This window comes from Methylococcus sp. ANG (assembly GCF_040730495.1).
Lineage (GTDB): Bacteria > Pseudomonadota > Gammaproteobacteria > Methylococcales > Methylococcaceae > Methylococcus.
On record NZ_CP160399.1, the window covers coordinates 1,984,119 to 2,003,802 of the forward strand.

The window sequence follows — 19,684 nt, forward strand, 5'->3', positions numbered from 1 at the left end:
GGATGGCTCATCTCAACAGGAGGCGCTTCACGGCCTGCCGCCAACGCATCGGCAGAAAATGGGTGAAAACCCGGCGCAGATAGGCGGCGATCAGTAGGGGATCGCTCCAGGGCGCATCGCTCCAGCACCGCCATAGGCTGTCGAGGTCGCGTTCGCCGACGGCGCGGTAAAGGCTCTGCGGGAACAGGTGGATCACCGACCCGCACGCCGCCGACGGCGCCCGGCACCCATCTCCGCGCGTGCCTTCGAGCATGGCGCGGAAGCTGCCCGCGAAGCTGACCCCTGAATGCGCGTCGAGGTGGTAGGTCGGCGTGGGCCTGGGGTTGAATTCGATCAGATACACGCGGTCCCGTTCCGCATCGTGCATCCAGTCCACCCCGGCGAAACCGTGGAATCCGCTCAGGGCCCCCACGCCGGCGAGCATCGGCCCGATATCGCGGTGGAACATCGCCTCACGGGCGCAGGAAGACGCCAGCGGCGTCGGCCAGCACAGCCGGGAATACCAGGACTGCCAGCACGCCGGCACGCCGCGGTCGAACAGCACGTCGGAGGAACCGACCCGGCCGTCCACAAACTGCTGGACGAGCATCACGCCACTGCCTTCATCCAGCAGTTCGAAGGCCGCTTTCAGTTCGGCCTCACCCACCAGTTTGCGGACGCCCGACCCACTGCAACCGTGCGGACTCTTGAGCATGACGGGATAGCCCATGGCCCGCACCGCGGCCTCGACTTCGGCAAAACCGGTGCAGATTTCGGATTTCGGAATGGTCAATCCCGCTGCGCCCGCCGCCTGCTGGAAGGCCGGTTTCGACAGGATCACCTCGACGGCATCGCTGTGGTGGTCGACCGGAAACCAGCCGTCCAGCCATGCCTCGCCACGATGCCGGGCAATGACCGTGAGGGTCGGTTCGTCGCCGATGATGATGTGGTGGAAATTCCGCTCGGCCAGCAACGCCTCGAGCCGGCCGGCCTGCGTTTCCGGCTCGGCCGCCGTCGCGACGTGGCTGGCGACGTAACGCGAACGCGCCACCGCCAGTCCCGGCGGCGCCAACAGCGTCACCCGGCAGCCGGCATCGTGCAGAAGACGCGGAAACCGGGCGATGCCGACCGCATCGATGCCAACGACCAGCAGAACCTCGAAATCCATCCGGCCTCCCTGCTGCCGATCACTTCATCCCGCGCCGGCGTCCATGAAACGGATCAGTCCTGGTCGGGCTTGATATAGACGTCCGCGCTCCTGCGCATCTCCGCCACGAACGCGGCGAATCCCTTCTGGCCGGCGCTCCGTGCCAAAGACTGGCGCACGGTCTCCATGTCCTTGTCGGCCTCTGGAGACGCCTCCCCTTCCTTGATCGCCGCGATGCGGAGGATTGCCTGGTCGCCGTTTTCGAGCGCCACCAGGATCGGGCGGTTCGACTCCCTCGTCCCGAACGCGGCATTCACGACGGCAGCCGCCACCTCGGAGGCATCGCGCTCGACCGTGAGCGGTCCGGTGACTTTCCAGTTGTGGGCCTTCGCCACTTCCCCCAGGGTCTTGCCCGCGCCAATCTCTTCGAGCGCCGCATCCGCGATGCCCTGAGTCTTCTGCCTGGCCGCCTGATCACGCAGTTGGGTGACGATCCGGCCGCGCACTTCGGCGAGAGGCTTGGCTTCGGCCGGACGATGCTCCTTCAGCCTGAGCACGACGACCTTGTCCGCCCCGATTTCGACGACATCGCTGTTCTTGCCACCCAGCACCTCCTCGCTGAAAGCCGCCTTGCGCACTCCCTCCTCCGCAAAAATTCCCTCTCCGTCCTCGCGGGTGAACGGCCCGCTCTCCTCGACCTTCAATCCCAGCGCCTGAGCCGCCGGCTCCAGCGTGTCGGGGTGCTCGAATGCGGATTCGGTGAGTTTCTGCCCCAGATCGTAGAACCGGTTCTCCGCCGCATTTCTGCGAAAGCCTGCGGCCACTTCATCCTTCACCTGGTCGTACGGCTTGGTCGTAGCGGGCACCAACTCCGTCACCGTGATCAAGTGATATCCGAAGGACGTCCTGACCGGTTCGGAAACCGCGCCCTGGGACAGCGCCAATGCCGCTTTCTCGAAGTTCGGCTCCATGGCTCCCTTGGTGACCACGCCGAGGTCGCCGCCCTTCTCGGCCGAAACCCGATCGTCGGAGGTTTCCTTCGCAACCTTGGCGAAATCCTCCCCCTTGAGCAGACGGTCCCGGATCTGATTGATCTTCGCCAGCGCGGCGGCCTCCTCTTCGGGCTTGGCCAAATCCGCGGTGACGAGGATATGGCTCACTTTCCGCCGCTCTTCCGTGGTGAAACCGGCCTTTTGTTCCTCGTAGAAATTCCTGAGGTCCTCCTCGGTAGGCTGCACCTCTTTCGCCACGTCGTCGAGGCTCAGCGAGAGGTAACTTACGGTAACGGTTTCGGGGGACTGGAATTCGTCCTGGTGCGAACGGTAATACTCGTCGATCGACGACTCGGTCACGTCTTCATCGGCCTTCGCCAGCGGCACCGTCGCAAACTCGATTTCACGCTCCTGGTTCTTCAGGCGGAAAAAGGCGATCACCTGCTGCTTGGTGGCAAAAGCGGTATCGGTAATGCCCCGCTGAAACTGCTCCATCAAGAGGGCGCGCTTGACCTGCTCGGCGAAAACCGGCGAATTCATCCCTTGCGCCGAAAGCATGACGTCGTACTTGTCCCTGTCGAATTTGCCGTCGGTCTGGAAATACGGCAGCGTCTGGATGAAAGCACGCACCGCGGAATCGGGGACGGCCAGCCCCTCGCCTGCCGCGGCCTGCGAAATCAGCTCATCGCGCACCAGGCGCTCGAGTGCCTGCCGTTTCAACTGCTTTTCGTCGACGTCCCCGAGACCGACCAGATTGGCCAGATCCTGCTGGTAGGCCTGGACCAGATCGCGTTCGAAGAAATCCCGGTCGCCGACGACCGCTACGGGTGCCTCCTTGCCCGAATCGAAATAGTTGTTGATTCCCCAAAAGGCGAAAGGAATACCCACCAGAATCAACATCGCCCAGGCAAAAATACCCTGCGCTTTATCACGAATGGCCTGCAGCATATATCGGTACCGGAATGACTATCGTTGATTGATACGACAAACTAGTGTCTAATTGCATTATTAAGCGACTGTAATATCATGTCTCCGTTACCCACAGGAACGGAGGGAAGGATGGCGCGAGTTGCCATATCGGTGAGTTGTACGGACCAAGACCGGCGTGAGTTGGAGCGTTTGAGCAATAGCCGCACCGAGGAGGCTCGTCTGGTCGAACGCGCCAAGATTGTCATGGGCTGTCTGGCGGGCAAGCGCAATGACGAAATTGCTGCTGAACTCGGTATCCGGCCCGGCACGGTCGGTGTCTGGCGCAGGCGCTTTGCGGCTGAAGGGTTGAAAGGACTGCGTGATCGAAAAAGACCGGGCAAGCCTCCGCGGTACCCGCCGTCCGAGTTGCGCAATCGATTGCTTGCGCAGATTGAACAGCCGCCGCCGGCCGGACAGGCGACGTGGGATGGCGGGTCGTTGTCGAAAGCCTTGGGGGTTTCCGATGATGCCGTCTGGCGTCTGTTGCGCAAAGAAGGCATCCAACTCCAGCGGCATCGCTCGTGGTGCGTCAGCACGGACCCTCAGTTTGCCATCAAGTCGGCCGACATTATCGGGCTGTACCTGAATCCGCCGCAAAATGCGTTGGTCATTTCCGTTGATGAAAAGCCTTCCATTCAGGCGCTGGAAAGGGCCAGCGGTTTCGTCTTTACCAGCAGCGGCAAGCTGGTTCGTGGATTGAAAAGCACCTATAAGCGCCATGGCACGATCAATCTTTTTGCGGCCTTGAATGTGGCGACCGGTACCATTCAGTCCAAAACCACCACGACCAAGAAGCGTCCTGACTTTCAGGCCTTTCTCGATGAGGTGGTCGCCGATGTTCCGGCTGATCGGGAAATTCATGTGATTCTCGACAACTATTGCACTCACAAGAAGAACGATGACTGGTTGGCCGCCCATCCCAACGTGCACTTTCACTTCACGCCCACTTCAGCCAGTTGGTTGAACCAAGTGGAAATCTGGTTTGGCATCATGACCCGCAAGGCCTTACGTGGGGCCAGTTTCAACAGCATCGACCAACTGGCGCAGGCGATCAACGATTTCATCGCCGCCTACAACGACAAGGCCGCCCCATTCGTCTGGCGCAAGCGGGAAGTCAAAGGCTCCCAGCTGCGCAATACTATCGCTAATTTACGCAATTAAACACTAGAGCCAAAAAAAAACCCCGGCGGATGCCTGGGGTTTCGATATGGCGGAGCGGACGGGGCTCGAACCCGCGACCCCCGGCGTGACAGGCCGGTATTCTGACCAACTGAACTACCGCTCCAATAATCTGATTCTCTTGGTGGGTGCTGTAGGGATCGAACCTACGACCCTCGCCTTGTAAGGGCGATGCTCTCCCAGCTGAGCTAAGCACCCCAAGTGAAGAAGAATTAGTTTACAGCATCTTTGAGCGCTTTGCCACACTTGAACGACGGAATTTTCGCAGCCTTGATGGTGATGCTACCGCCCGTCTGCGGATTGCGCCCCTGGCGCTCCGCGCGTTCCTTGACCGCGAACGAGCCGAACCCGACCAGCGAGACCGTATCGCCGTTCTTCAACGCACCGGTGATTGCGTCGATCACGGCATCCAGAGCGCGACTCGCATCGGCCTTCGTGAGATTGGCCGAATCGGCGATAGCTTCAATCAGTTCCGCTTTATTCATTTCTTTCCCCTATTTGAGTTGACTGTACCGCTGCATCGAAAAGCCGGGCCGTGAATCCAGTGGAACTGGCGTCCCCCTAGCTGCCGCACTTTAGCAGCGCAAAAAAAGTCGTGTCAAGGCGCGCAAGCCCCGGAATTCCTCGCCATCCGGCCCTTCAATGCGCGGTCAGGCCACCGGCCGCTCCCACCGTTTTCGGAGCGCACTCCTCGGCGGGGGGAACCACCCGTTCGGACGGTTCCGGCAAGCGTTGCAAGGCTACGGCCAGCACTTCGTCAATCCACCGCACCGTCCGGACATCCAGGTCCTGTTTGATGTTCCGGGGGATATCGGCCAAATCCTTTTCATTTTCCTTGGGAATCAGGACCGTCGTGATACCGCCTCGATGTGCCGCCAGCAGCTTTTCCTTCAGTCCGCCGATGGGCAGCACCTCACCGCGCAAAGTGATCTCGCCGGTCATGGCGACGTCCGAGCGCACCGGGATGCCCGTGAGGGACGAAACGAGGGCGGTGCACATGCCGATGCCCGCGCTCGGTCCGTCCTTGGGTGTCGCGCCTTCGGGCACGTGAATATGGACATCGTGCTTCTGGTAGAACGAGGGATCGATACCCAGCGCTTCGGCGCGGCTGCGGACTACGGTCACCGCCGTCTGAATCGACTCCTGCATGACTTCGCCGAGCTTGCCGGTGTAGGTCTGCTTGCCGGTACCCGGCATGACTACCGCTTCGATCGTCAGCAGTTCCCCGCCCACTTCGGTCCAGGCCAACCCCGTGACCTGGCCGATCTGGTCGCTTTCTTCGGCACGACCGAAACGGAAACGCTGCACGCCGAGGTAGTCGTCCAGGTTGCGCGGAGTGACCGACACCTTCTTGTGGCTGGGCTTGAGCAGCAGATTCTTGACCACCTTCCGGCAGATCTTGGCGATTTCCCGCTCCAGGCTGCGAACCCCGGCCTCGTGGGTGTAGTGCCGGATGATGTCGCGGACGGCCGTCTCGCTGATGTGAACCTCGGTGTCCTTCAGCCCGCAGTTCTTCATCTGCTTGGGCACCAGATAGCGCATCGCGATGTTGACCTTCTCATCCTCGGTATAACCGGGGAGGCGGATGATCTCCATGCGGTCCAGCAGCGCGGGCGGAATGTTGAGCGTATTCGCCGTGGCCACGAACATGACTTCGGACAGATCGAAGTCCACTTCCAGATAATGGTCGGCGAAGGTGTGGTTCTGTTCCGGATCCAGCACCTCGAGCAGGGCGGACGCCGGATCGCCGCGGAAGTCCATGGCCATCTTGTCGATTTCGTCCAGCATGAACATCGGATTCCGCGTCTTCACCTTGGACAGATTCTGCAGGATCTTGCCCGGCATCGAACCGATGTAGGTTCGCCGATGGCCGCGGATCTCCGCCTCGTCACGGACGCCGCCCAAGGCCATGCGGACATATTTGCGATTGGTCGCGCGGGCGATGGATTGCCCCAGGGAAGTCTTGCCTACGCCGGGCGGCCCCACCAGGCAAAGTATCGGCCCCTTGATCTTCTTGACGCGCTGCTGCACCGCCAGATATTCCAGGATGCGCTCCTTGACCTTCTCGAGCCCGTAGTGCTCGGCTTCGAGGATTTCCTCGGCCTGCTGCAGGTCGTGACTCACCTTGGTGCGCTTCTTCCACGGCAGGTTCACGATCCAGTCGATGTAGTTGCGGACCACCGTGGCCTCGGCGGACATCGGAGACATCAGCTTCAGCTTGTTGAGTTCGGTTTCCGCCTTGGCCCGGGCCGCCTGGGGCATGCCGGCCTTTTCGATCTTCCGGCCCAGCTCCTCGAATTCATTGGGCACTTCCTCCATCTCGCCCAACTCCTTCTGAATGGCTTTCATCTGCTCGTTCAGATAGTACTCGCGCTGGTTCTTCTCCATCTGCTGCTTGACGCGGCCGCGCACACGCCGTTCCATCTCCAGCATGTCGACCTCGCCTTCCATCAGCGTGATCAGCTTCTCCAGCCGGGCCGAGATTGCGCTGTTCTCCAGGATCGCCTGTTTGTCCTCGATCTTGACCGTCATGTGGGCGGCGATGGTGTCCGCCAGCCGCGCCGGATCGTCGATCCCCGAGAGCGAGTTGAGAACTTCTGGAGGGATGCGCTTGTTCAGCTTGACGTACTGGTCGAAGGTATTGGTCGCGGTGCGCATCAGGACATCCAGCTCCCGCTCCTCGATGCCGGGAACCTCCCGGATCTCGGAAACGCTGGCGCTGTAGTGCTTGTCCGCCAGGCGGATGTCCTCCACCCGGCAGCGTTGAGCCCCTTCCACCAGCACCTTCACGGTGCCGTCCGGCAATTTCAGCAATTGCAGGATGTTGGAGAGCGTGCCCACCCGGTAGAGATCCTCGAAGCCGGGATCGTCGACTTCCGCGTCTTTCTGCGCCAGCAGCAAGACCTGTTTGCCGTCCCGCATCGCACTGTCCAGCGCGAAAATCGATTTTTCGCGCCCGACGAACAAGGGGATGACCATGTGGGGATAAACCACCACGTCGCGCAAAGGCAGTACCGGGACCCACCGTTCGCCGCTCAAATCATGTTCGACGCCTGAATTTTCCATCGAAGCACCCTCTCGATTGTCTTAAGCCACATAAGTGAGTTGAGGGCGCGGCGCGCAAATTGCAAGCATCGTTCATGACAAAATGCGCGCACGCCGGAGAGGAAAAGCAGGAAGCGGTATCCCGCGGCAGATCAATCCGCTGCCGCCGCCTGCTTTTCCAGGCTGTTGTCGTAAATCATCAGGGGTTCGCTTTCGCCATTGATGACTTTTTCGTCGACCACCACCTTGGAAATCCGGTCCGAGGAAGGCAGCTCGTACATCGTGTCCAGCAGCGTATGCTCGAGTATGGTCCGCAGTCCCCGCGCTCCGGTCTTGCGCGCCATGGCCTTGCGGGCGATGGCGCCCAGCGCGTCCTCGCGGATTTCCAGTTCGCAGGACTCCATTTCGAACAGCCGCCGGTACTGCTTGACCAGGGCGTTCTTCGGCTCGGTCAGGATGCGCACCAGGGCCGGCTCGTCCAGTTCCTCCAGCGTTGCCACCACCGGCAGGCGCCCGACGAATTCCGGAATCAGACCATAGCGGATCAGATCCTCCGCCTCGACGTCGGCGAGCACCTCGCCTACGTTGCGGCTGTCGTCCTTGCTCTTGACGTCCGCCGCGAAACCGATGCCGCCCTGCTCGGAGCGCGAGCGGATGATCTTCTCCAAACCCGCGAAAGCGCCGCCGCAGATGAACAGGATGTTGGCGGTGTTGACCTGCAGGAACTCCTGCTGCGGATGCTTGCGCCCGCCCTGCGGCGGCACGGAAGCCACGGTCCCTTCGATCAACTTGAGCAATGCCTGCTGCACGCCTTCGCCGGAGACGTCGCGGGTGATCGAGGGGTTGTCCGCCTTGCGGGAAATCTTGTCGATCTCGTCGATGTAGACGATCCCCTGCTCCGCCTTTTCGACGTCGTAGTCGCACTTCTGCAGGATTTTCTGGATGATGTTCTCCACGTCCTCGCCCACATAGCCCGCCTCGGTCAGCGTGGTCGCGTCGGCGATGGTGAAGGGCACGTCGAGCAGGCGCGCGAGCGTTTCCGCCAAGAGCGTCTTGCCCGAACCGGTCGGCCCGATCAGCAGGATGTTGCTCTTGGCCAGCTCGACTTCGTTCTTCTTGCCGTGGGTCTGGGCGCGCAGCCGCTTGTAATGGTTGTAGACGGCGACCGAAAGAATACGCTTGGCCTTCTCCTGGCCGATCACGTACTCGTCCAGTACGTTCTTGATCTCTTTCGGTTTGGGCAGCTTGTCGGCGCCGCTGGAGGCGTTCTCCTGCAATTCCTCGCGGATGATGTCGTTGCACAGCTCGACGCATTCGTCGCAGACAAACACCGCCGGCCCCGCTATCAGCTTGCGGACCTCGTGCTGGCTTTTCCCGCAGAATGAGCAATACAGGAGCTTGCCGCCGCTGTCTTTGCCGTGTTTATCCTCGCTCATCGCTTTACCTCTTCGTTTTCCGCAGTGGAGTCCGCCCTCTGGACGGACCCGCGGCCGCGGCCGGTACCCTCTTAGGGCCCAAATCTATCCGACATTCACGCCGCTGTCACGGCCCGGTGGGTCAACACCTTGTCGATCAAGCCGTAACTCACCGCATCGTCTCCGCCCATGAAGTTGTCGCGATCGGTATCGATCTGGATCTTCTCGATGGGCTGGCCGGTGTGATGGGCGAGAATCTTGTTGAGGCGGTCACGGACCGCCAGTATCTCCCGCGCATGGATGTCGATGTCGGAAGCCTGCCCTTGGAATCCGCCCAGCGGCTGGTGGATCATCATCCGCGAATGCGGCAGGCAGTAGCGTTTGCCGGAGGCCCCGCCGGCCAGCAGCAGCGCGCCCATGCTGGCGGCCTGGCCGACGCAAAGGGTGCTGACGTCGGGCTTGATGAACTGCATGGTGTCATAGATGGCCAGACCCGCCGTCACCGCGCCGCCCGGGGAGTTGATGTAGAGATGGATGTCCTTGTCGGGATTCTCGGACTCCAGAAACAGCAATTGGGCCATGACCAGATTGGCCATGTAGTCCTCGACCGGCCCCACCAGAAAAATCACGCGTTCCTTGAGCAGGCGGGAGTAGATGTCGAAGGCCCGCTCTCCGCGCGCCGACTGCTCGATCACGATGGGCACCAGCCCGCCCGCCGCGGTTTCGGCCTGTTTCAGGCCCATGTCGCCAATTATCATCGACCGTCTCACGATTGGGGTTGCTGTTCGGTGGCACCGGCGGGCGCCATGAGCTTTGCGAAATCCACGCTTTGCTCCGTCACCGCCGCCTTGGACAGGATCAGGTCGACGACTTGATCCTCCAGCACCAGGTTTTCGATTTCGCGCAGGTTGTTCTTGTCGGAATAGTACCAATTGACGACCTGCTCCGGATTTTCGTAGCTCTGGGCCTGCTCCTCGATGGCGGAACGCACCCGCTTGCGATCCACGCTGAGCTTGTTGTCGTCGATCAGCTTGCTCAGGATCAGACCCAGGGCCACGCGCCGCTTCGCCAGAGGGGTGTAGCGCTCCTTCAGCGTTGCCAGTTCGACGCCGGGATTCCCCTGCTCGGCCGCCTTGTGATACGGCTGCAACAGGTCGTTCAGCTCATCCGCCACGAGAACTTCGGGCAAGGTGAAGGAGTTGGCCGCCAGCAAAGCGTCGAGAACGGCCGATTTGGTGCGGACCTTGAGCGCGCGCCGCATTTCGCGCTCCATGTTGCCCCGGACGTCGGCCTTGAACGCCTCGACATCACCATCCACGCCGAAGGCCCGGACGAATTCCGCATCGACTTCCGGCAGCACGCTCTCGTTGATCTCGGCCACATCGACATCGAAAGAAGCGGTCTTGCCGGCCAGTTTCTCGTTGTCGTATTCCGCCGGGAATTCGAGATCGAAAGTCATCCTCGCTCCCCGCTCGGCCCCTACCAGTTTGTCCTCGAAGCCGGGAATCAACTGCCCCGCCCCCAGCACGACGCGGAAATTTTCGACCCGGCCGTTGGTGAAGCTGTCCTCACCCAGCTTGCCTTCGAAATGGATCACCACTTGGTCGTTCAAGGCCGCCGGACGCTCCGCGGCGCGCCAGATCCGGCGCTGTTCCCGCAGCCGCTGGACCATCGCTTCGAGATCGCCGTCCGTCACTTCGCAGGTGAAACGGGGGCACTGCAGGTTTTCCAGAGGCGCCAGTCCGAACTCCGGCAAGACTTCGAAGTCCGCGATGTAGGAGAGGCCTTCGCCTTCCCCGATGGCCGTCGCGGTGATCCGCGGCATGCCGGCCGGTTTCAGGTTTTCGTCGTTCACGGCCTGATGAAAACTGGACTGGATCATCTCCGACAGCACCTCTTCCCGCACCTGGGCGCCATAGCGCTTGCGGACGAGGCTGGCGGGCGCCTTGCCGGGCCGGAAGCCATCCAGCCTGACCTCGCGGGTCAAGGATTTCAGGCGCGATTCGACCTTTTCCCGAATCTTGTCTTCGGGGACGTTCACGGTCATTTTCCGGTTCAATTCGGAGACGGCTTCAACGGACACTTGCATACTCAAAATACCTCGGGTTCAACTTGGGCCTGGGTGCGTTCAATCAGGGACGTGCCGGACACGCCTCACCGCGCAAACGCGGATGGCGGATAGGCAAACGAGAGTGGTGCGAATGGAGAGACTCGAACTCTCAAGGGTTTCCCCACTGGAACCTAAATCCAGCGCGTCTACCAGTTTCGCCACATTCGCAATGAATTCACGGTTCAATTATACTCGCGGCGTCTGGCAAGACGGGCGCCAGGGAAGCGCGGAAATGGCAGACGATTGGGCCGGTTTCGGCAAAAAATCACGCCGTATTATAGGGATTTCAACAAATTTTCACATCCTCCCCGATGCGCATCCGTTCCGTTTTTGCCGCCTCGCTTGCGCCTTTCGTCTGTCTCGCCCTCGCCCTGATCCTCGTCGCCGCCCTCAGCTATCCCCTGGCCCGGCTCAGCGGCGGCGCGCTCGGCATCACCACGATCCTGAGCCGCGGCACCTTGCTGCTGGTGTTCGTCGGCCTCATCCTGGGGGCGCGGCGGCTGGGGATCGGCTGGCGCTCGGTGGGCTTTCCCGCAGGTTACGCCCGATTCGGCCGCCAGATCGGCCTGGGCTTGGGTCTGGGACTCCTGATGCTGGGACTCCACGTCGCCGTGATCATGGCGCTCGACATCCGCGTCTTCAGCGAAGTCCAGGCGGCCCGCCACCCTTCCGTTCCAATACTGCTGCTGAAGCACATCGGCGTCGCGCTGCTGCTGGCGACCAGCGAGGAACTGCTGTTTCGGGGTTTGACCTTCGCGATACTGGCAAAGTTCGTAAGACCCGCCTACGTCATCGCCATCACGTCCTTCTATTATGCGCTGCCGCATTTCCTCCGCAGCCGGCTGAAATTGGGCGAGAACGAATTGAACTGGGACAGCGGCTTCACGGTGCTGGCCGATGCGGTGGGCAACGGCGTCGCGGAAGCCGACTTCAGCTCCTTTCTGGCGCTGCTCTGCGCCGGCGTGTTCCTGGGCTGTGTGCGTGCGCGGGCTGCACAGGGCCTCGGCTATTGCATCGGCATCCACGCCGGCTGGGTCTTCGTCATCAAGACCTGCAAGTCTTTCACCTATGACGGCAACGCCGGGCCGTTCGGCATACTGGTCGGCTCCTACGACGCGATCATAGGCTACTTGTCGGCCGGCTGGATCAGCGCCTGCGCTGTGCTGCTCCTGTTCGCCACCCGCTCTGGAGCCACCGCCCGATGATGGCCGGCGGCGAAGGCGTCACCAAATACAGGCTGATTTTCACTCCGGCCTCCCCGCCCTCGACGGACCAAATCCGGGAGCTGAACGCCTGGCGGAGCATCATCCGGATGCTGGGTCTCAACGGGCTCGATCCCGCGCGCTACGGCGGCCTTGCCTACGGCAACGTCAGCCTACGGCTGCCCGGCGGCGACATCCGCTTCCTGATCAGCGGGACCCAAACCGGCGGACGCATTCATCTGACTTCCGGCGACTACTGCGAGGTGCACGGCTTCAATCTGGAGGCGAACCAGTTGGAGGCAAGCGGCCCCGTTCCGCCGTCCTCCGAAGCCCTCACCCACGCCGCCGTCTACCGCGCCCAGCCGGCCTGGCACTGCGTCATGCATGCCCATTCTCCGGAAATCTGGCGCCACGCCGGGAGGCTCGGCCTCCCGGCCACGCCTCCGGAGATCGAGTACGGCACGCCGGAGATGGCGCTGGCGGTGGAAGCGATTGCCGCCGGGCCCGGCGTACCGCTGATCGCCATGCTGGGCCATGCCGACGGCATCATCGCCTACGGCCGGACGGTCGAAGCCACCGCCCGGATTCTGATAAGTTATCTCGCCGAAGCCCTGCAACTGGACGGCGCCTGAGTACCGGGGCAACCGGCAAGAACCTCGCACCACGGAGCTACGCCATGAGACTCAACACTTTCATCGCCTGCGCAACGCTGCCGCTGATCCCCATGACGGCCTCGGCCGCCGCCCTCAGCCATCACGGCGGCCTGATCCTCGACTGCACCCCGCCCCTGTTTTTCGAAGAGTCGCCCGCGAACGATTCGACCGTGGAAGTCTTCGACCGGTTTTCCTTCACGGCTTCCGACAATACCGACGGCGCCACGCTGAAAATCTGGGTGGACGGGAAGCCGGTAGCGCCCACGATCACGCCGCAGCGCAGCGGACGCCTGACCGTCGAAGGCCGTCCCGACGCCCCGATCGGCCAACCCGGCGCCAGGGTGCGAATACTGGTCAGCGGATTCAGCAAGGATGGCTGCGAACGCAGCCACGCCTATTATGTGCACGTCGGACCCAAATCCTGACCCGACTTCAAATCCCAGCACAACACCATCGTGAGGAGACTACCCATGCGCAAACTGGCCATCGCCCTGTTGTTTCCCGCCGCCGCAGCCCTCGCCGAACCGGCAGCCGCACCCAACGGGATTTCGCTGCCCGCCGGCTACAAGGACTGGAAGATGATCGGCGTTTCCTCGCGGATCGAGCAGAACAACCTGCGCGCGATCCTCGGTAACGACATCGCCGTCAAGGCCGCACGCGAAGGCAAGACCAATCCCTGGCCGGACGGCGCGATTCTCGTCAAGCTGTCCTGGAAGAAGGGCACCCACGAGCTGTTCCCGTCGGCCGAGGTACCGGGCGACTTCACGCAAGCGGATTTCATGGTGAAGGACGCCGCCAAGTACGCCTCGACCGGCGGCTGGGGCTATGCCCGCTGGCTGGGGATGGAACAGAAGCCCTACGGCGCGAACGCCGATTTCGCCCAGGAATGCATGGGCTGCCACAGCGGCGCCAAAGCCGCCGACTACGTCTTCACCCATCCGGCGAAGCTGCCGTAACCCCCGGTATCAGGATGGGCTTTCGCCCTCGTCGGCGGGACGCGCAGCCGGTTCACAGCCCTGCCCGTTTGAGCCTCAGCGCATTTGCAATGACCGACACCGAGCTGAAGCTCATGGCCGCCGCCGCGACGATGGGCGATAGGAGCAGGCCGAACGCGGGATACAGCACGCCGGCGGCGACTGGCACACCCAGGATGTTGTAGATGAAGGCGAAAAACAGGTTCTGGCGGATATTGCGCATGGTCGCCCGGCTCAGCCGGACCGCACGCACGATGCCGTGCAGATCGCCTTTCACCAGGGTCACGCCGGCGGATTCCATCGCCACATCGGTGCCGGTGCCCATCGCGATGCCGACTTGGGCCTGAGCCAAGGCCGGCGCGTCGTTGATGCCATCGCCGGCCATGGCGACCTTGCGGCCCTCGGCCTGCAGCCTCTTGACGGCGGCGGCTTTCTGGTCGGGCAGCACTTCCGCCTCGATCCGGCCGATACCCAAGTGGCGCGCCACTGCCTCTGCGGTCATGCGGCTGTCCCCCGTCAGCATGACGATGTCCAGCCCCGACCGATGCAAAGCCGCAATAGCCTCCGGCGCGGAGGACTTTATCGGATCGGCTACGCCGAGGAATCCGGCCGTCTCCCCGTTCACCGCGACCCACATCACCGTCTGGCCTTCCCGCGTCAGCGTTTCGGCGCTCTCGGCCAGGCGACCAGTTTCGAAGCCCAACTCCGCCATGAGCCGGGCATTGCCCAGACAAACCGAATGCCCTTCCACCCTGCCGGTCACGCCACGCCCGGTCAGCGATTGGAATTCCTCCGCAAGCGCCGGCCGGATGCCGCGCTGCTCGGCCCCTTCGAGGATGGCCGATGCCAGGGGATGTTCACTGCCGAGTTCCAGTCCGGCGGCCAGACGCAACAGCTCCCGCTCGTCCGTGCCGTCCGCCGTCATGACGGACACCAGCCGCGGACTGCCCTCCGTAAGGGTGCCGGTCTTATCCACGACCAGTGTGTCGATTTGTTCCAGCGTTTCCAGGGCCTCGGCGTTCTTGATCAGCACTCCCGTCATTGCGCCCCGCCCGGTGGCCACCATGATGGACATGGGCGTCGCCAGCCCCAATGCGCAGGGGCAGGCGATGATGAGCACGGCCACGGCATTGACGATGCCGTGAGCCAGGCGGGGCTCCGGACCCCATACGCTCCAGACGACCAGCGTGGCGAGGGCTATCGCCACCACCGCCGGGACGAAGTAGGCCGAAACTGTGTCCGCCAGCTTCTGGATGGGCGCGCGGCTGCGCTGCGCCTCCCCGACCATGCGGACGATCTGTGCCAAGAGCGTATCCGCCCCCACCTTCTCGGCGCGCATCAGCAAGCTGCCGGTGCCGTTCACCGTGGCACCGATCAGCCGGCTGCCGGCCGTTTTCTCCACCGGAATGGGCTCCCCGGTCACCATCGACTCGTCGACGGCACTCTTGCCTTCCAGAACCGTTCCATCCACCGGAATTTTTTCGCCGGGCCGAACCCGCAGCACGTGGCCCGGTTGCACGGTTTCGAGGGGGACATCGCGTTCGCCGCCGTCTTCCGACACCCGACGGGCGGTCTTCGGCGCCAGGCCCAGCAGCATTTTGATGGCGGCGCCCGCACGGCTGCGGGCGCGCAGTTCGAGCACCTGCCCCAGCAGCACCAGCGTGGTAATGACGGCAGCGGCTTCGAAGTAGACCGGCACCAGACCTTCCCCACTCCTCACAGCGGCGGGGAAAAGTCCGGGCAATAACGCCGCCGTCATGCTGTAGAGCCAGGCGACGCCTATCCCCAAGGCGATCAGGGAGAACATGTTGAGGCTGCGGTTGACCAGGGAGGCCCAACCGCGCACGAAGAACGGCCAGCCTCCCCATAACACGACGGGCGTTGCGAGCGCCGCCTCAAGACGCTGCAGCATTGAGGGTCCGAGAAGACCGCCCACGGCTTCCGGGAAAAAATCATGCCCCATCGCCAGAATGAACAAAGGCAGGGACAGCGCCGCACCGAACCGGAACCGCCGCGACATGTCGCCGAGTTCGGAATCCTCGGCTTCGGCCGCGACCGTTCTCGGTTCGAGCGCCATGCCGCAGACCGGACAGTGGCCGGGCTGGAGACGAACCACCTCCGGATGCATCGGACAGACATACTCGATTCCGGCTTCGGAAGCCGGTCCGGCGATTTTCTCCAAGGCCATTCCGCACTTGGGGCAACTGCCGGGCCCGGCCCGCCGGATCTCCGGATGCATCGGACAGGTGTAAACCTGCCCTTCCCCCGCGAACGGTTCGTTTGTTCTCGCCATTTCGAGCTCCCCCCTGAAGTCGAGCACGTCGCCGCCTGCCCTGGCTTCAGCCGCTCTCCGGTTGGATTTGAGTTCGCCCGATCGCCGCGCTTGCGGCACCAGGAGAAAAAGCGTGTCGGCGCGTCGTCAGCCGCCTACTTTCAGCAGTTCCACCTCGAAGATCAGCGCGGCGTTCGGCGGGATGACCCGGCCGGCGCCATACTCGCCATAACCCAGTTCCGGCGGGATGAAAAAGCGGTACCTGGCGCCCGGTTTCATCAGCTGAAGTCCTTCCGTCCACCCCGGTATGACCCCGTTCAGCGGGAAGCTGACGCCGTCCCCCGCATCGAAGGTCGAACCGTCGGGAAAGCCGCCCTTGTAGTTGACCGTCACGGTGTCCGTCGCCTTGGGCGATTCGCCCGCGCCCTCGCGGATCACTTCATACTGCAAGCCGCTGGCCGTGGTGACCACGCCGGCTTTCTGCTTGTTGGCTTCCATGAACTGCTTGGCTTCCATCAGATTCTTCTCTCCGTCGAACGAAGGCCCGCACGCCGCGAGGCCGATTGCGAACAGCGCCGACAACAGCCCACGCCCCCTCGATTTCACTGCCGAAAACATGCCATCTCCCGTAACGCCGCTATCAAACGATCCCGAAAACCAACCCGATGACGAACAATGCCCCCATGACGGCGAGCGCCTTGAGCGTGAAGCCCGCCACCTTGGCTACCAGCCGATCACGGGCGGCGATGAACCGGGCCATGGCATCCAGGTCGCTGCGCTCCAGCTCGGCCGGGGGCAGCCCGTTCATCTCGACCAGCCCCAGTTCCTCCGCCAGTTGCGCCTTGCGGAGGAAGTCGACCTGCTCGTAAGCCACGCCGCAGTCGAACACGAATTCGGCCAATGCCAGCTCTCCGGCATCCGTCCGCGCCAGGGATTCGCCCCGCGCCGCCAGATCGAGCAGGCGTTTGCGGGTGTCCGCCGGCAGCGCTGCGGCCAGGCCCCGAATCCGCTCCCCGAAGCTGCTTCCCTTGGCGCCGTAGTCCTGGGCCAGCAGCGTATCGAGCCTGGCGAGGGCGGCTTCGACTACAGTCTTGGAATCCATCACGTCCTCAAATCCGTCGCAAAAGGCGGCATCATACTGCATCGCCCAAGCCTTCGATGACATGATCCTCGATGCGGGCCACCGCCGTTTCCGAAACCGCCAACCGGCACACGGACTTGCCGGCCCGGTGCACCGAATCCGCCGCGCCCGAGACCAGAGGATGCCAGTCCGGCAGCGGACGCCCTTCCGACAGGAGGCGGTACGCGCAACTGGCGGGCAGCCAATGGAACCGGTCCGACACCTGCCGCAGATCCATGCAATCGGGCACCAACCGGAAACGATCCTGGTACCCGGTACACCGGCAGGCGGCGATGTCCAGCAAGCGGCAGGCCACACGGGTATGCAGGATCTCGCCGGTGTCCTCGTCTTCCAGCTTGTGCAGGCAGCACTTGCCGCAGCCGTCGCAGAGCGACTCCCATTCCACCTGGCTGAGCTCGGTCAGCGCCTTGGCGCGCCAGAAGGGGAGCTCCGCCATCAGGAACCGGCCGGCAAGGCCCTGGGACCGCTCAGGGTGCGCATGAACACCTCCGCATGGTCGATGGAGCGCTCCATCGCCTGGATCAGGCCGGCCACACCGTGGCTCATGCCGGCCAGCTCGCCCTCCAGAGAGGCGATGGCCTGGGCGTTGAGGTTGTGCTTGAGGAACAGCACCTGATCCCGGAACACCCGCAGGACGGGGTCGATCTTGCCCTCGGCGCGGCGCATCGCGCTCATCAACTGGGCATAGTGCTGCTGGGTCAGCTTCAGCTTCTGCCGGCTCGCCGCGCGCAGGCTGCGGTTGGTGTACTGGTCGAGCTCCTCCTCCCATTCCCGGAAAAGCGCCTCGGCCACGTCCTGAACCGCGTCGATCCGGTCGCGCACGGCCAGCGCCTTGGACATGGAATAGTCGAATTCGATCTTGAGCTGCCGGTAGACGTCCTCCAGTGCGCCGCCGTCGAATTGGGTCAGGGCGCTGAATTTTTCCAGGGCGGTCTGGAACTGCTCCTTGGCTTCCTCCAGACTGCCTCGGGCGTTGTCGACACGCGCCACCAGAATGTCGCGCTTGTGCCGGCCGGCCGATTCGACCATCTGGAAATAGATTTTCTGGAATCTGCCGCCGATCAGCCGAATGATCGGGCTCAGCAGCCCCGCCAAGGTGAGATAATTTCCGCTACCCAAACCCGATTTACGCATCGTCGCAACCACTTCCGAGAAAATCCGCGGGCGTGCCCGCGGTGATCGCGGATTTTACTCCCAAGACACTCGCCAGGTACAAAAGGCCATGCCCCGCCCCGAAACACCCGCCCTCGCCGCCGACGCCATCATCGAGCTGACCGACCGCCCCGGCCGTCCCATCGTTTTGATCGAGCGCCGCTTCCCGCCGCTGGGATGGGCCATCCCCGGCGGTTTCGTGGACGTCGGCGAAACGGTGGAGCGCGCCGCGATCCGCGAAGCGCTGGAAGAAACCGGCCTGGCGGTGCGCCTCACCGCCCTGCTCGGGCTCTATTCCGAGCCGGCGCGCGACCCCCGCGGACATACCGTCACCGCCGTCTACGTCGCCGAAGCCGCCGGCGACCCGCAGGCCGCGGACGACGCCGGGGCCTGCCGGATCGTCAGCCTGGACGATCTGCCGAGCCCGCTGGTGTTCGACCATGCCCAGGTGCTCGCCGACTACCGGCGGTTCCGGGGGCAGGGACAACCGGCGCCTTTGCGCGTCGATTGAGCAAAACCGCCGAGCGCTTACGGCGCCAGGCCGCTGACGTCTATCCCTCGCCCCGCCGGAAGGCAACGGATATCCCAGCGCGCCACCGCCCAGTCCAGAATCTCTGCAGGCTTCGCGCCGAGCAAGCCCGGCTCCGGCGTGAACCCCAGCAGTGCCAGCAAAGTCCATAGGTTCTCCGACGGCGCATCCGCGTCCACCGGGCGGGCACCCGCCTGCTTGCTCAGCTTGATGCCGCCGCGGTCGGTCAGCACGGGAATGTGGCAGTAGTCCGGCCGCGGCAGGCCGAGACATTCCTGCAACAGTATCTGGCGCGGGGTGGAGTCGAGCAGATCGCCCCCCCTCAGCACCTCGGTCACTCCCTGTTCCGCGTCGTCGACGATGGTGGCGAGATGATAGGCGGGGAGACCATCGCGCCGGCGGACGACGAAGTCGCCCACTTCGCCGCCCAGGTCCTGCTCGATCCGACCCTGGATGCGGTCATCGAAGGCGATGACCGCATCGTCCACCCTGAGCCGCAGAGCATGTTCGCCAGACGGCGGACTCGGATAGCGAGCCCGGCAGCGTCCGGAATAGACCTGGCCGGAAGCGGCGAGTTCGCGGCGCGGACAGGTGCACGGAAACGCCCGGCCGCCGGCCGCGAGCCGCTCCAGCGCCGCGCGGTAGATTTCGTCCCGACGACTTTGGAACAGGACGGCTTCATCCCACCACAGCCCATGCGTCTCCAGGGTGCGGAGGATGCTGTCGGCATGGACCGGCCGGCAGCGCAGCCGGTCGGCGTCGTCGATGCGGACCAGCCAGACACCGCCCCGTTGGCGAGCCTCGCAGAAGCCGACCAGCGCGGTACAGAGCGAACCCAGATGGAGGGGACCGGTGGGCGAGGGGGCGAAACGCCCCCGGTAGGGGACGGATGGAAAGCGAGAATTCAAGCCGGCGCGGATGGACC

At 63.4% G+C, this 19,684-nt stretch carries 19 protein-coding genes and 3 tRNA genes; 6 read left to right on the plus strand and 16 right to left on the minus strand.

The features are described from left to right. Positions 1–7 precede the first annotated feature (7 nt). Positions 8–1,147: a hypothetical protein gene (locus ABZN20_RS09490; RefSeq protein ID WP_367027474.1), complete on the minus strand. Its 1,140-nt coding sequence runs from the start codon at positions 1,145–1,147 to the stop codon at positions 8–10. A gap of 53 nt (positions 1,148–1,200) precedes the next feature. Continuing rightward, positions 1,201–3,066 carry a SurA N-terminal domain-containing protein gene (locus ABZN20_RS09495; RefSeq protein WP_367027475.1) on the minus strand — a complete coding sequence of 622 codons (1,866 nt, stop codon included), beginning with the start codon at positions 3,064–3,066 and terminating at the stop codon, positions 1,201–1,203. A gap of 111 nt (positions 3,067–3,177) precedes the next feature. On the opposite strand from ABZN20_RS09495, the gene ABZN20_RS09500 reads away from it, so the two are divergent. Continuing rightward, positions 3,178–4,248: an IS630 family transposase gene (locus ABZN20_RS09500; RefSeq protein ID WP_218806107.1), complete on the plus strand. Its 1,071-nt coding sequence runs from the start codon at positions 3,178–3,180 to the stop codon at positions 4,246–4,248. A gap of 47 nt (positions 4,249–4,295) precedes the next feature. Here the strand turns inward: ABZN20_RS09500 and ABZN20_RS09505 are convergent. The 8 genes from ABZN20_RS09505 to ABZN20_RS09540 form a co-directional block, all read right to left on the minus strand. After that, positions 4,296–4,372 (minus strand) — tRNA-Asp (locus ABZN20_RS09505). A gap of 16 nt (positions 4,373–4,388) precedes the next feature. After that, positions 4,389–4,464: transfer RNA gene (locus ABZN20_RS09510), tRNA-Val, on the minus strand. Between the two features lie 14 nt (positions 4,465–4,478). Next, positions 4,479–4,751, minus strand: coding sequence for an HU family DNA-binding protein (locus ABZN20_RS09515; RefSeq protein WP_218807654.1), 273 nt, complete (start codon positions 4,749–4,751; stop codon positions 4,479–4,481). Positions 4,752–4,905: 154 nt separating this feature from the next. Further along, positions 4,906–7,332, minus strand: coding sequence for an endopeptidase La (gene lon / locus ABZN20_RS09520; RefSeq protein ID WP_367027476.1), 2,427 nt, complete (start codon positions 7,330–7,332; stop codon positions 4,906–4,908). A gap of 131 nt (positions 7,333–7,463) precedes the next feature. Then, positions 7,464–8,747 carry an ATP-dependent Clp protease ATP-binding subunit ClpX gene (gene clpX / locus ABZN20_RS09525; protein WP_218807656.1) on the minus strand — a complete coding sequence of 428 codons (1,284 nt, stop codon included), beginning with the start codon at positions 8,745–8,747 and terminating at the stop codon, positions 7,464–7,466. A gap of 95 nt (positions 8,748–8,842) precedes the next feature. Next, entirely contained in the window at positions 8,843–9,469 is a 627-nt protein-coding gene (gene clpP, locus ABZN20_RS09530) for an ATP-dependent Clp endopeptidase proteolytic subunit ClpP (RefSeq protein ID WP_367027477.1), read from the minus strand. 23 nt (positions 9,470–9,492) lie between these two features. Beyond that, positions 9,493–10,815, minus strand: coding sequence for a trigger factor (gene tig, locus ABZN20_RS09535; RefSeq protein WP_423246438.1), 1,323 nt, complete (start codon positions 10,813–10,815; stop codon positions 9,493–9,495). A 104-nt stretch (positions 10,816–10,919) separates the two neighbouring features. Then, positions 10,920–11,004: transfer RNA gene (locus ABZN20_RS09540), tRNA-Leu, on the minus strand. A gap of 143 nt (positions 11,005–11,147) precedes the next feature. Here ABZN20_RS09540 and ABZN20_RS09545 point away from each other — a divergent pair. The 4 genes from ABZN20_RS09545 to ABZN20_RS09560 are packed head-to-tail and all read left to right on the plus strand — an operon-like array spanning position 11,148 to position 13,647. After that, positions 11,148–12,041 carry a CPBP family intramembrane glutamic endopeptidase gene (locus tag ABZN20_RS09545; RefSeq protein ID WP_367027478.1) on the plus strand — a complete coding sequence of 298 codons (894 nt, stop codon included), beginning with the start codon at positions 11,148–11,150 and terminating at the stop codon, positions 12,039–12,041. Beyond that, the gene (locus tag ABZN20_RS09550; protein WP_367027479.1) at positions 12,038–12,670 is read left to right on the plus strand and encodes a class II aldolase/adducin family protein; all 633 of its coding nucleotides are present in this window, start codon (positions 12,038–12,040) and stop codon (positions 12,668–12,670) included. Before ABZN20_RS09545 ends, ABZN20_RS09550 begins: the two co-directional genes overlap by 4 nt. A gap of 44 nt (positions 12,671–12,714) precedes the next feature. Continuing rightward, positions 12,715–13,116, plus strand: coding sequence for a hypothetical protein (locus ABZN20_RS09555; protein ID WP_367027480.1), 402 nt, complete (start codon positions 12,715–12,717; stop codon positions 13,114–13,116). A gap of 45 nt (positions 13,117–13,161) precedes the next feature. After that, entirely contained in the window at positions 13,162–13,647 is a 486-nt protein-coding gene (locus ABZN20_RS09560) for a cytochrome P460 family protein (protein WP_266024525.1), read from the plus strand. A 52-nt stretch (positions 13,648–13,699) separates the two neighbouring features. Here the strand turns inward: ABZN20_RS09560 and ABZN20_RS09565 are convergent, their stop codons facing one another. The 5 genes from ABZN20_RS09565 to ABZN20_RS09585 form a co-directional block, all read right to left on the minus strand. Beyond that, the gene (locus ABZN20_RS09565) at positions 13,700–15,958 is read right to left on the minus strand and encodes a copper-transporting P-type ATPase (RefSeq protein ID WP_367027481.1); all 2,259 of its coding nucleotides are present in this window, start codon (positions 15,956–15,958) and stop codon (positions 13,700–13,702) included. A 126-nt stretch (positions 15,959–16,084) separates the two neighbouring features. Next, on the minus strand, positions 16,085–16,555 hold the full coding sequence (locus ABZN20_RS09570; RefSeq protein WP_367027482.1) for an FKBP-type peptidyl-prolyl cis-trans isomerase: 471 nt from the start codon (positions 16,553–16,555) through the stop codon (positions 16,085–16,087). A gap of 22 nt (positions 16,556–16,577) precedes the next feature. After that, entirely contained in the window at positions 16,578–17,039 is a 462-nt protein-coding gene (locus ABZN20_RS09575) for a hypothetical protein (protein ID WP_367027483.1), read from the minus strand. Positions 17,040–17,070: 31 nt separating this feature from the next. Beyond that, a complete protein-coding gene (locus ABZN20_RS09580; RefSeq protein ID WP_367027484.1) occupies positions 17,071–17,514 on the minus strand; it encodes a YcgN family cysteine cluster protein in 444 nt (147 codons plus the stop codon). After that, positions 17,514–18,212 (minus strand): DUF2959 domain-containing protein, encoded by a 699-nt coding sequence (locus ABZN20_RS09585; RefSeq protein ID WP_367027485.1) that lies wholly within the window; start codon positions 18,210–18,212, stop codon positions 17,514–17,516. The genes ABZN20_RS09580 and ABZN20_RS09585 overlap by 1 nt, the downstream gene beginning before the upstream one ends. An 88-nt stretch (positions 18,213–18,300) precedes the next feature. Between ABZN20_RS09585 and ABZN20_RS09590 the strand changes: the two genes are divergently transcribed. Then, a complete protein-coding gene (locus tag ABZN20_RS09590; RefSeq protein ID WP_367027486.1) occupies positions 18,301–18,741 on the plus strand; it encodes an NUDIX hydrolase in 441 nt (146 codons plus the stop codon). Between the two features lie 17 nt (positions 18,742–18,758). Here the strand turns inward: ABZN20_RS09590 and gluQRS are convergent, their stop codons facing one another. Next, a complete protein-coding gene (gene gluQRS, locus ABZN20_RS09595; RefSeq protein ID WP_367027487.1) occupies positions 18,759–19,667 on the minus strand; it encodes a tRNA glutamyl-Q(34) synthetase GluQRS in 909 nt (302 codons plus the stop codon). Between the last annotated feature and the right edge of the window lie 17 nt (positions 19,668–19,684).

What these genes read in the sequence shown, in the direction of transcription:
- ABZN20_RS09490 (WP_367027474.1), bottom strand. Translation starts at nt 1,147, where the DNA reads ATGGATTTCGAGGTTCTGCTGGTCGTTGGCATCGATGCGGTCGGCATC.
- ABZN20_RS09495 (WP_367027475.1), bottom strand. Translation starts at nt 3,066, where the DNA reads ATGCTGCAGGCCATTCGTGATAAAGCGCAGGGTATTTTTGCCTGGGCG.
- ABZN20_RS09500 (WP_218806107.1), top strand. Translation starts at nt 3,178, where the DNA reads ATGGCGCGAGTTGCCATATCGGTGAGTTGTACGGACCAAGACCGGCGT.
- ABZN20_RS09515 (WP_218807654.1), bottom strand. Translation starts at nt 4,751, where the DNA reads ATGAATAAAGCGGAACTGATTGAAGCTATCGCCGATTCGGCCAATCTC.
- lon (WP_367027476.1), bottom strand. Translation starts at nt 7,332, where the DNA reads ATGGAAAATTCAGGCGTCGAACATGATTTGAGCGGCGAACGGTGGGTC.
- clpX (WP_218807656.1), bottom strand. Translation starts at nt 8,747, where the DNA reads ATGAGCGAGGATAAACACGGCAAAGACAGCGGCGGCAAGCTCCTGTAT.
- clpP (WP_367027477.1), bottom strand. Translation starts at nt 9,469, where the DNA reads ATGGGCCTGAAACAGGCCGAAACCGCGGCGGGCGGGCTGGTGCCCATC.
- tig (WP_423246438.1), bottom strand. Translation starts at nt 10,815, where the DNA reads ATGCAAGTGTCCGTTGAAGCCGTCTCCGAATTGAACCGGAAAATGACC.
- ABZN20_RS09545 (WP_367027478.1), top strand. Translation starts at nt 11,148, where the DNA reads ATGCGCATCCGTTCCGTTTTTGCCGCCTCGCTTGCGCCTTTCGTCTGT.
- ABZN20_RS09550 (WP_367027479.1), top strand. Translation starts at nt 12,038, where the DNA reads ATGATGGCCGGCGGCGAAGGCGTCACCAAATACAGGCTGATTTTCACT.
- ABZN20_RS09555 (WP_367027480.1), top strand. Translation starts at nt 12,715, where the DNA reads ATGAGACTCAACACTTTCATCGCCTGCGCAACGCTGCCGCTGATCCCC.
- ABZN20_RS09560 (WP_266024525.1), top strand. Translation starts at nt 13,162, where the DNA reads ATGCGCAAACTGGCCATCGCCCTGTTGTTTCCCGCCGCCGCAGCCCTC.
- ABZN20_RS09565 (WP_367027481.1), bottom strand. Translation starts at nt 15,958, where the DNA reads ATGGCGAGAACAAACGAACCGTTCGCGGGGGAAGGGCAGGTTTACACC.
- ABZN20_RS09570 (WP_367027482.1), bottom strand. Translation starts at nt 16,555, where the DNA reads ATGTTTTCGGCAGTGAAATCGAGGGGGCGTGGGCTGTTGTCGGCGCTG.
- ABZN20_RS09575 (WP_367027483.1), bottom strand. Translation starts at nt 17,039, where the DNA reads ATGGATTCCAAGACTGTAGTCGAAGCCGCCCTCGCCAGGCTCGATACG.
- ABZN20_RS09580 (WP_367027484.1), bottom strand. Translation starts at nt 17,514, where the DNA reads ATGGCGGAGCTCCCCTTCTGGCGCGCCAAGGCGCTGACCGAGCTCAGC.
- ABZN20_RS09585 (WP_367027485.1), bottom strand. Translation starts at nt 18,212, where the DNA reads ATGCGTAAATCGGGTTTGGGTAGCGGAAATTATCTCACCTTGGCGGGG.
- ABZN20_RS09590 (WP_367027486.1), top strand. Translation starts at nt 18,301, where the DNA reads ATGCCCCGCCCCGAAACACCCGCCCTCGCCGCCGACGCCATCATCGAG.